This window comes from Streptomyces sp. P17, from assembly GCF_032436805.1.
Classification (GTDB): domain Bacteria; phylum Actinomycetota; class Actinomycetes; order Streptomycetales; family Streptomycetaceae; genus Streptomyces.
The window spans coordinates 1-9,619 of record NZ_JAVRBF010000120.1; the positions used below are offsets into that span (position 1 = coordinate 1).

General features: G+C 68.1%; 7 protein-coding genes and 1 other RNA gene. 2 read left to right on the plus strand and 6 right to left on the minus strand.

Annotated features, from left to right (window positions below):
* Positions 1 to 9: 9 nt before the first annotated feature.
* The 4 genes from RMT89_RS38980 to RMT89_RS38995 all read right to left on the minus strand — a co-directional run bounded on the left by RMT89_RS38980 (position 10) and on the right by RMT89_RS38995 (position 5,314).
* Entirely contained in the window at positions 10 to 639 is a 630-nt protein-coding gene (locus RMT89_RS38980) for a TetR/AcrR family transcriptional regulator (protein ID WP_315888496.1), read from the minus strand.
* Between the two features lie 255 nt (positions 640 to 894).
* The gene (locus RMT89_RS38985; protein WP_315888497.1) at positions 895 to 2,724 is read right to left on the minus strand and encodes a DUF3533 domain-containing protein; all 1,830 of its coding nucleotides are present in this window, start codon (positions 2,722 to 2,724) and stop codon (positions 895 to 897) included.
* Between the two features lie 274 nt (positions 2,725 to 2,998).
* Entirely contained in the window at positions 2,999 to 4,426 is a 1,428-nt protein-coding gene (locus tag RMT89_RS38990) for a coniferyl aldehyde dehydrogenase (protein WP_315888498.1), read from the minus strand.
* A gap of 99 nt (positions 4,427 to 4,525) precedes the next feature.
* Positions 4,526 to 5,314, minus strand: a complete 789-nt coding sequence (locus tag RMT89_RS38995) for an SDR family oxidoreductase (protein ID WP_315888499.1) — start codon at positions 5,312 to 5,314, stop codon at positions 4,526 to 4,528.
* Between the two features lie 72 nt (positions 5,315 to 5,386).
* Here RMT89_RS38995 and RMT89_RS39000 point away from each other — a divergent pair, with 72 nt between their 5' ends.
* The gene (locus RMT89_RS39000; protein ID WP_315888500.1) at positions 5,387 to 6,001 is read left to right on the plus strand and encodes a helix-turn-helix domain-containing protein; all 615 of its coding nucleotides are present in this window, start codon (positions 5,387 to 5,389) and stop codon (positions 5,999 to 6,001) included.
* A complete protein-coding gene (locus tag RMT89_RS39005) occupies positions 5,998 to 6,801 on the plus strand; it encodes a maleylpyruvate isomerase family mycothiol-dependent enzyme (protein ID WP_315888501.1) in 804 nt (267 codons plus the stop codon). Before RMT89_RS39000 ends, RMT89_RS39005 begins: the two co-directional genes overlap by 4 nt.
* A 745-nt stretch (positions 6,802 to 7,546) precedes the next feature.
* Here the strand turns inward: RMT89_RS39005 and rnpB are convergent.
* Both rnpB and RMT89_RS39020 read right to left on the minus strand, forming a co-directional pair.
* Positions 7,547 to 7,951: RNase P RNA component class A (rnpB, locus tag RMT89_RS39015), an RNA gene on the minus strand.
* A 51-nt stretch (positions 7,952 to 8,002) separates the two neighbouring features.
* Positions 8,003 to 9,370, minus strand: coding sequence for a hypothetical protein (locus RMT89_RS39020; protein WP_315888502.1), 1,368 nt, complete (start codon positions 9,368 to 9,370; stop codon positions 8,003 to 8,005).
* Positions 9,371 to 9,619 lie beyond the last annotated feature (249 nt).

The window sequence follows — 9,619 nt, forward strand, 5'->3', positions numbered from 1 at the left end:
TCAGAATGGTCAGAAGATCACGGAGTGGGTCACTTTTGATCCGCCGTTCGTGAGCCAGTTTTCAGGCGTCGCCGACAGGCCTGCACTGTCGAGCAGGGTGGCGACAGTTGGTGCGATGAGGCCGGTCAGGTTGTCGGCCTGGATTCCCGCGCGGGCGCTGGCGCCGTCGTAGGCCAGGCTGAGCTGCCGGGCCAGCAGGTCGGGATCACTTGCCCCACCCCGTTTCGCCTCGGCACGGAAGAAGGCTGTCAGACTGCCCTTGACTCGACGGGCCACCTGGCTCGCGGGATGGCTCTGGTCCTTGAGCTCGATCTGCACGGCAAGGTAGTGACAGCCCCGGAATTCCGGCGCGCCCGCCTGCAACTCCATCTGCTCGAAGACGTGCAGGATCCGCTCGCGCGGCGGGCGGTCGTCGTCCGCCGCGGGCAGGAGCTGTGCCGCAAAGGCCAAGGCGCGCCCCTCCAGGGCAGCCGCCAGCAGTTCGTCCTTGCTCGAGAAGAGCTGGTACATGGAACGCTTCGACACTCCAGCCGCCTTGCACAGCGCATCGACGCCGATCCCGACACCGTGTTGGTAGGTGAGCGTGGCCGCTGCCTCCAGCAGCCGCTCTCGGGGAGTTGCCTTTGCCTGGGCTGTCATACTGCGAGATCAACTCGATTCCAGCACGAAGAAAACCGATCGGCTTCCGAAGGGGTTGTCCCGGTACCGGCCAGCACCGGTTGCGCGGCCGAACCGACACCCGAGCCAGCGCGGAGCGCTCGGCGCCGACTTCCGAAGAGCCTTCGCCGAGCGCTCGCGGTGTGCGTGCCTCCCGTCCCCACGGGGCGCCGCACACGGGGGACCACTCCGCACAAATGGCCCCGTCCGGGATGATCTATGAGCGCGTTCCGGGCTCTACTCCGCAGCGGTGTGGAGAAGTTCGATGTCGAAGCTCTCGGTGGCACCGCTCGCGACAACCAGAGTGGACGCCACGGGCGCGTAGCCGCTGGCGATCAGCGAGTACTCGCCCGCGGCCAGGTCGGTGAACGCGTAGCCGCCGTCCGCGCCCGTGGTGGTCGTCCGCACCACGTTCCCGGCGGTGTCCACCAGCGTCAGCCGCGCGGCCGCGAGCGGCTGCCGGTCGGACTTGGCCCGTACGGTCCCCTGGACCTCGAGTCCGGCGCGGCCGGCGGTCGGGGCGAGCGCGATGTCGTACGCCAGCGGTCCCGCGCCCGCGGTTACGGTGCCCGCCTGCGGCTGGTGGCCGTCGGCCGCGGTGATCAGGACGTACGAGCCGTCTGCCGGGGCATCCAACGCATACGAGCCGTCGCCGTGCGACACGGTCCGGCCCAGTTGGCGGCCGCTCGGCGAGACGAGGGCCAGCGTCGCGCGGGCCACCGGCTTCCCCTCGCTGTCGCGCACGCGGCCGTGGAACCCGGGGCCTGCCGGGGCGGCGATCTTCGCGTGCTTATGCTCCGTCTCGGCGGGGATGCGGTGCAGCCCCTTGCGGTCGTACCACCCCAGCACGCCGAAGCCGAACAGCGCGGCCGCCGCGAGGCCGGCAGCCATCATGACCCAGCCCCGGGTCAGACCGGCGTCACCCTGGGCGTCAAAGTAGAGGATCGAGCGGATGCCTCCGCCAATCTGCCGCAGCGGCTCGAACTCCGCGAGGAAGCGGTAGAAGCCGGGCAGCGCCTGTATCGGAACGGTGGCGTTGGCCGTTGGCACCGCCATCGCGATGAAGACCAGCGTGACCAGCAGCATCCCAGGCGTACCGAAGACAGCGAGCAGAGTCAGGGCCCCGATCCCGACGACGGCGACAGCAGCTACGGAGTACAGCCACAGCAACGACAGATGGGAGGCGTCCATGCCCATGAGGCCGACCGCGCCCACCATGACCAGGGTGCCCATCAGCAGGGACAGGGCGGCCATGAGGGTGCTGCTGACGGCAAGGGTCTGCACCCGGGTAGCCCGGATCAGCGGACGGTGCCGACGCAGCGGTCCCATGTCGTTGTGGGTGTAGCCGAGGGCGTGGTCGACCTGGCCGCTGATGACGTTGGCGGAGAGCATGCCGCAGACCACCAGGGCGAGGGCGTAGTAGAACGCCGTCAGGCCCAGACCGCTGTGCGAGTCGAGCGGATGTCCGTCCTTCACGGTGACGGCGGCGGGATCGGCCAGCAGGACCCGCGCCGCGGCCGGCAGTTTGGCTTGCTCGGCTTCCGTCTGGGCGGTCAGCCCCTTGCCCACCTGGAGCGAGGCGGTCTCGGCCGCCGTCGTCGTCGCCTGCCGGGCCAAGGTGGAGCCCAGGCTGCCGGCGGACTGGTTGGTCAACACCGTCAGCTGCGGGCGTACCGGATTCGTGGTGGCCGCTGTCTTGGTCAGCGCGGTGACGGAGGAGGTGAAATTGTCAGGTACGACGAGTGCGCCGTACAGCTTGCCCTTGCCGAGCTCCACCTTCAGTTGCTTCTGGTCCATCACCTTCCAGTCGATCTTGCCTCCGCTCGCGTCGGACTTCTTGATCGACTCAGCGATCTGCGCCCCCAGGTTGACCTGCTTGCCTCCGAGGTCGGCCCCCTTGTCGGAGTTGACCAGACCGACGGGCAGGTTCTTCGTATGGCCGACCGGGTCGATGTTGGCGCCGACATAGAAAACGGCGAACAGCAGGGCAAGGACACCCGTGATGACGCCGCTGGCTATCCACAGCGGCCTGGCACGCAGCACGCGGTAGGGGTGATTTCCATTCATTGTTTACTCCGGTCTGGACAGCACGGCTGCATCAGGAGGAGGCGACCGGACGGCACCATTGCAGGCTGGGAGCCCTTGGACGTTCCCCCATCGGCCCGCACCCGTATGCCGGGCCGAGGGAGTTCGCAAGTAAGCAGTTCGGTACGGCAGTCGACGAGGCTGCGTCGCTGGAGAAAAGGGAGTGTGGCCCTTCGCGTCACACCCAGCCGCCCTGCGGATTACGCGCGGAACCGTGCTTCGACACGGGTCAGGCCCTGGCGGCGGAAGCCGCCGGTCATCGAAGGAAGAAGTTGAGAAGAGCGTCGGTGCGCTTGCTGAAGGGGGCGTACAGGAGGCGGGCGGCGTTGAAGCGGCCTTGCACGTAGATGCCCTTGGCATGGCTGAGCGTCCGGAAGCCCTCGATCCCGTGGTACTGGCCCATGCCGCTCGCGCCGACGCCGCCGAAGGGAAGGTCGTCCTGCCCGACGTGCATGATGGTGCCGTTGACGGTGACGTTGCCGGAGGTCGTGCGGTCGAGGACCTTGCGCCGGTCCGCGTCGTTGCTGCCGAAGTAGTAGAGCGCGAGCGGGCGTGGCCGTGCGTTGACGTAGTCGATGGCCTCGTCGATGTCGCGGTACGGGAAGATCGGGAGGATGGGGCCGAAGATCTCCTCGTGGGCGATCCGCATGTCGTCGGTGACGCCGAGCACGACGGTCGGTGCGAGGGTGTGCGGGCGGTGGGCGGCCTCGCCCGGCCGGTGACCGACCTCGATGATCCGTGCCCCGTGGTTACGGGCGTCGTCGATCAGGTCGGTGAGGATCGCGTACTGCTTGTCGTTGACGATCGAGGTGTAGTCCTTGCTGTTCGGACCGTCGGGGTAGGCGGTCTTCACGAGTCGGTCGTAGCGGTCGATGAAGGCGTCGACCTCGGACTCGTGGACCAGGGCGTAGTCGGGGGCTATGCAGGTCTGCCCGCCGCTGAGGAGTTTGCCGAAGACGATGTCGGACACGGTCCGGTCGGTTACATGTCCCTTGGCGACGATGGTCGGAGACTTGCCGCCCAGTTCCAGCGTGACGGGGACGAGATTCTCGCTCGCCGCCTTCATGACGGCTCGTCCGACCTCGGTGCTTCCGGTGAAGACGAGATGATCGAAGGGCAGGGCGGAGAACGCGGCACCGTCGCCGCTGACGATCGTGACCTGCTCCTGCGGGAAGAGCTCGCTCAGCATCGACGCGAGCACGGTATTCGTCGCCGGGGTGAACTTCGACGGTTTGAGCATGACGCGGTTGCCGGCGGCGATCGCGGTGACGACCGGCATCAGCGACAGGTTGACGGGATAGTTCCACGGTGAGATGACCCCGACCACGCCGAGCGGCTGGTATTCGATGCGGTTGGTGCCCAACCGCATGGGCCAGGCGGTGTGCCGGCCGGCCGGGCGCATGAACCGGCGGAGATGGTGCTTCAGGTAGTCGATGCCCTGGACGACGCCGCCGAGCTCCATCATCGCGGTCTCGTGTCGCGAGCGGTTTCCGAAGTCGGTGCTGATGGCCTCCTCGATGGCGCTGCGGCGGGCGATCAGTGCCGCCTTGAGCCTGCTCAGATCGTTGCGCCGCGCCGCCAGGGAGGGCGCTCCGTCGCGGAGGTAGGCGGCGCGCTGGACGGCGAGGATGTGGCCGAAGCGCTCGGCGTCCGTGGACTGCGGGGTGACTTCTGTGATGGTCATGATGGTGTGTCCTTTGCTGCGGGTGGGGGCGACCGGAAGGCAGTGCCGACTGACGGTGGGCCTGTGCTGCTGGTGGGGCGACAGTGGAGAAGGTGCCGGCTAGCGGCGGGCCATGCGGCCCATGAACCGGACGGTCTGGCGGCGCGGCAGGATCTTGCTGGCGAGGGCGAGCGGGCGGCCGTTGGTGATCACCGACGGGGGCGCGGAGCGGCGGTCGAGCGTGTCCAGGGCCATCTTGACGACGTCGGCGGGGGTGGCTCGCTTCGTGCCGTAGTCGGCCTGCTGGCTGCCGGCGACGTCGTAGAACTCAGTTTTCGTGGCGCCGGGGCACAGGGCGAGGACGCGGAGGCCGGTGTCGTGGGTCTCCTCCCACAGTGATTCGGTGAAGCTGAGGACGAAGGCCTTGGTGGCGCCGTAGACGCTCAGGTACGGGGTCGGCTGGAAGCCCAGCAGGCTCGCGACGTTGATCAGGATGCCGGTGTCGGCGGAGGCCAGCGGGCCGATGTAGGCGCGGCTGAGGTCGACCAGCGCGCTGACGTTCAGCGCGATCATGCTCTGCAGGCGGTCCGGGTCCTCGTCGGCGAGAGCGTCATGGGTGGCGAAGCCGGCGTTGTTGACCAGTCCGGTGGCGTAGATGCCGCGGGACTCGAGTTCGGCGCGCAGGGTGCGGCCGGCGTCGGGCTGTCCGAGGTCGCGGGCGACGACGTGCACCGTGACGCCGTGGGCGCGGGTGAGGTCGTCGGCCAGGTCCTTGAGCCGGTCCGCGCGGCGGGCGACGAGGACGAGATCCGCGCCGCGACGGGCCAACTGGCGTGCGAATTCCGCGCCGAGCCCGGAGCTGGCTCCGGTGACGATGACGGTCTGGCGGCGATAGTCAATTTTGCTCATGGCTGCACTCTACGCACACACTTGCACTGAGTGCAAGTTGCTGCGCCTGGCGAAGATATGTACCATCGGTGCATGCCCCAGAAACCGACACCTCTTCGGGAACAGACCCGCTCGGTGGTCCGCGCGCTCCTCGCCAAGACCGCCCTCGAACTGTTCGCCGCCAAGGGGTACGACGACACGACCCTCGACGAGATCGCCGCCGCGGCCGGTGTCTCCAAGCGGACCCTGTTCAACTACTTCCGCAGCAAGGAAGACCTCGCCCTTAACGGCCTGTCCGAGCAGGGGGAATTGATAGCCGCGCGGCTCGCCGAGCGCCCGGCCGACGAGGACGTCTGGGCGTCGCTGCGTGCGGCGTTCCAGGTGCTCGAGGAGATCGACCTCACCGCCGAGCGCCGGCTCGAGATGATCACGCTGCTGTTCGGCAACGAATCCCTGCGCGCCGGCCACGCCGAGAAGCAGGCCCGCTGGCAGGACCTGTTCGCACCGCTGATCGAGCCGCGACTGCCCGACTCCGACCGCCGCGCCCTGCAGGCCCGCGCGATCGCCGCCGCGGCGATCACCTGCCTCCAGGCAGCCACAGAAGAGTGGATGCGCCTGGACGGACAGGTCAACCAGTTCGACCTCTACGACACCGCCGTACAGGCCATTCGCCGCCCCGCCCCGCAACCAGAGAAGACCACGACATGAGCAAGCGCCTGCCCCCCGCCGACCTGCCGAACATGGCCGCCGCCCTGCGCGCCGAACGCGCCGAGATACTGAACTTCACCAGCAGCCTCACCGACGACGAATGGACCGCGCCCAGTGCCGCGGCCGGATGGCGCGTCGCCGACGTCGTCGCCCACATCGGCGCGACGGCAGGCAGCTTCTACACACCCGCCGGAATGAGCAAGCTCTTCGCCTCCAGCCTCGAACAGGGCGCCGAGAAGCCCGTCGACCGGCGGCGCGACTGGAGCCGCGCCAAGGTGATGGCCGAGTACCAGCGTGCCAGCCGGAGAGCCACCACCCTCCTGGACGTGGTCCGACGCACACCCGCCGCCCGCGTGCGGGTTCCGCTGGCCGAAATCGGCCGCTACCCCCTGGCCCTGATGATCGGCGGTGCGCTCGTCTTCGACCACCACACCCACCTGCGCCACGACATCGCCCCCGCACTCGGCCGGCCCGCACCGCCCACCGACGCGGACCGCATGCGCGCGGTCCTGACGTGGATGATCGCCGTATTGAGCAATCAGGTCGCCAAGGCGCCGGTCGCCGGGCTCGACGCCCGCGTCGCACTGACCCTAACCGGCCCCGGCGGCGGGACCTGGTGGTTCGACGAGGCGGGCGGCCTGGCTCCGTCCGACGGCAAGGTCGCTGCGCACATCACCGCCCCCGCGCTGACCTTCCCCGACTGGGGCACCCAGCGCTCGTCCTGGCGCGACAGCGACGTGACACTCACCGGCGACACCGAGCTCGCCACCCTCTTCCTCGACACCGTCAACGTCATCTGACCGCGGCACGGGAAACCCGCCTCCCAGGCAGCCCCGGACCGCATGTCCGCCACCTCTGGCGGCGGCGAGTTCCGGCCGGGGCGCCTCGGCCTCGAACACACTCCCCTCGCTCCGGACGTGGTGGCCGAGTCGGAAGTTGATACCGCGTGGGAGCACGGGCGATTTCGTCACGGCGCGCGGTATCTCCAACCGAAACCTGGCCTACGGCCCGCGCCGCACGGACCTAGTGGCGAGCGTCGCGCCGAGCGGCGAGCGCCTGGCGGACTTCGGCGCCAGCCGTGCAGCGGCTTCCGCATCCGACGTGGAGTTCACCCTGGTCCATCACGCCGGATAACGATGGCCCCTCGCCGAGCCGGAGGTCGATGACCTGAGCCGGGCCGCTCGCCCAACGGGGCCGGGGCGATTAGGACCTGCTCCTGTTCGTCGCGGGCGCGCTGCCCAGCGGCAAGGTCGTCGTTGTTGCGTCCGGGCGCTGACTCCCCACTGACTGATCCTCGAAGGAGGCGACCACGATCATCCCCGATGACGATCCGTCCTGCTCGCTGACCGTAGCGAACGGACCCGTTCGACGAGCAGTCGCCTGCCGTGAACGGTCAGCCGGGCATTACGGTGGGACACGAAGACCTCCGTGCGGTGCAGTCCTAGACAGCTCCACCACACCGGAGGTCTTCGCCATGATCAAGCCCGGCCAGTGTTAACAACGCTCGTGATCAATACACCTAGAGCGTGGCCAGAACTGCGCTGGCAGACGAGTCGAGCTGTACGCCGGATTTTGTCACCCGGTCGCCTCGCAGCGGCCGGGGAGACGGCCATCCATCTAGGACCAACGTTGCCGTTGGCCTCATGCGGTCTACCCGCGGACTCGGGCGGGCAGCCCTCGAACGTCCGCGCAGAGCGCGCCTTTTACAGCGGCTCCTTTTGACCTTGCTCCGGGTGGGGTTTACCTAGCTGCCCAGGTCACCCTGGGCACTGGTGGTCTCTTACACCACCGTTTCACCCTTACCGAGGACCGAAGTCCCCGGCGGTTTGTTTTCTGTGGCACTGTCCCGCGGGTCACCCCGGGTGGCCGTTAGCCACCACCCTGCCCTATGGAGTCCGGACGTTCCTCGGGAAGCCCCTGGGGGCTCCACGCGGCCGTCCGCCCGGCTCGTCTGCCGTGTCGACCATGGTAGCCGACCCGGCGGAGCTCCCGGTTTTTTGATCAACGGCCGATGCGCGGATCCGGCGGCTCGTCGATCTTTGTTCCAACCGCAAGTTCCTTGGTGGCGTAGTCAAGCCACAGCTCTCCAGTCAGCCTGCCTCTCGTGCCCAGTTGGCGTTCTGCGGACACCGCCCACTCGCGAACGCGAGCCTCATCCAGCAGCCCGTCCGGGCCGAGCAGGTCGTCGCGCCCGGCTTGGTCGAGCCGGTAGGAAGCGGTCACCCGGTCCGGGACTCGTCCGCTTCCGCCGATGGCTGTCCCCCGTTGCTGGGCCCAGGCTCGAGCGGCGTGGGTCTCGGCCTTGCAGACGGCTGGCCGCGGACGCTGTCTGGCCTGTTGGGCCAGGCAGCCGCAGCTACGGGTGTTTCCGGAAGTGACCTGGGACTGGGCAGCGGTGAAGATCTCGGGACTTCGGCATGCGCACTGGTAGTCGCGGATGATCTCGTTTGGGTTTTCCGGGTTCCGGTAGGGATCGGAAATGGGTGAGAGCAGGCTGTCTGCGTACGGGGCCGTTGGTGCGAGGCGGCGCGGTGTCGACGGGCCCGCCTTCTTCGGCTTTCGGCGCGGAGGACGCAGCTCGCCCCATACCGCGGTGATGTAGGCATCAGCAGCGGCCTGGTGCCGGGCCGTGCCACCGTTGAGGTACGCGTCCAGGCCCGGCACGGCCCCGGGGAAGCGCGCCGAGAGGGCCGAGGCCACTGCGCTGGCCTGCTGGTGGGCCGTGGCCCGTTCAGGTACCGCCACGACCAGAGCGTGGGGTGCCAACATCTGCGGCAGATCGCCACTTCTCACGTGAATGAGCAGGTCCAGGAGCCCCGCTTCAACCAGCACGCGGCTCTTTTCTTTCTCGTACTGGCGGCGGTCTCGCTGTCTGTCGGAGTGGTGGAATGCGCCGTCGTATTCGAGGCCTACACGGATCCCGTGAGGCATATGGAAGACGGCGTCGACCTCGACGTCCTTGTAGCGCCAGTGGGCCGGCTTGTGCTCGGGCGGAATGGCGAGACGGTGCGAGGCGAAGTCGGGCACACCGTCCGGCAGCCGTGGATCCCGGCTCCCCGGCGGTACAAGGGAGACGAGTCCCGCGAGTTCAGCAACCAGCCGGACCTGCTCCTTCGATATCCCAGAAGTCGAGCACCTGCCGCAGCCGGTTCCCTGGACACGGTTGAGGACGGTGGCTTCCCAGCCGTGGCCGTGACGGCATCGCCAAGGCAAGGTCACGTACGTACCCACGCTGTCCGCTTCGGCAGCATGTTTCCGCGAAATGTTGTGCTGGCTCGTAGGCAGCCGACGCGGGTCAAGGTCCGGAGCATCCAGCTCGTCCGCGATTTCCGGGAACCAGGTGAACAGCGAGTTCGTGTCGTCGATCACGTACCCCGCACACACCCGACAGCCGTCCCCCTGAATTGCTCGCTCTTTGACCACCGCTTCGAAACGGTGCTCAACTAGCTGCCACACTCCGGTACTTGGATCGACCGCCCATGTCCGGCAGATCCACGGCACCCTCTCGTGTGAAGCGTGAGTGATGTCGCTCGCCGGGCGTCGGGTGTGTCAATTTAACGGCTGATCTTGGTTGTTGAGGTGTCAGTTGTTGCTCGGGGTCAGGCGGCCTTCGAAGGC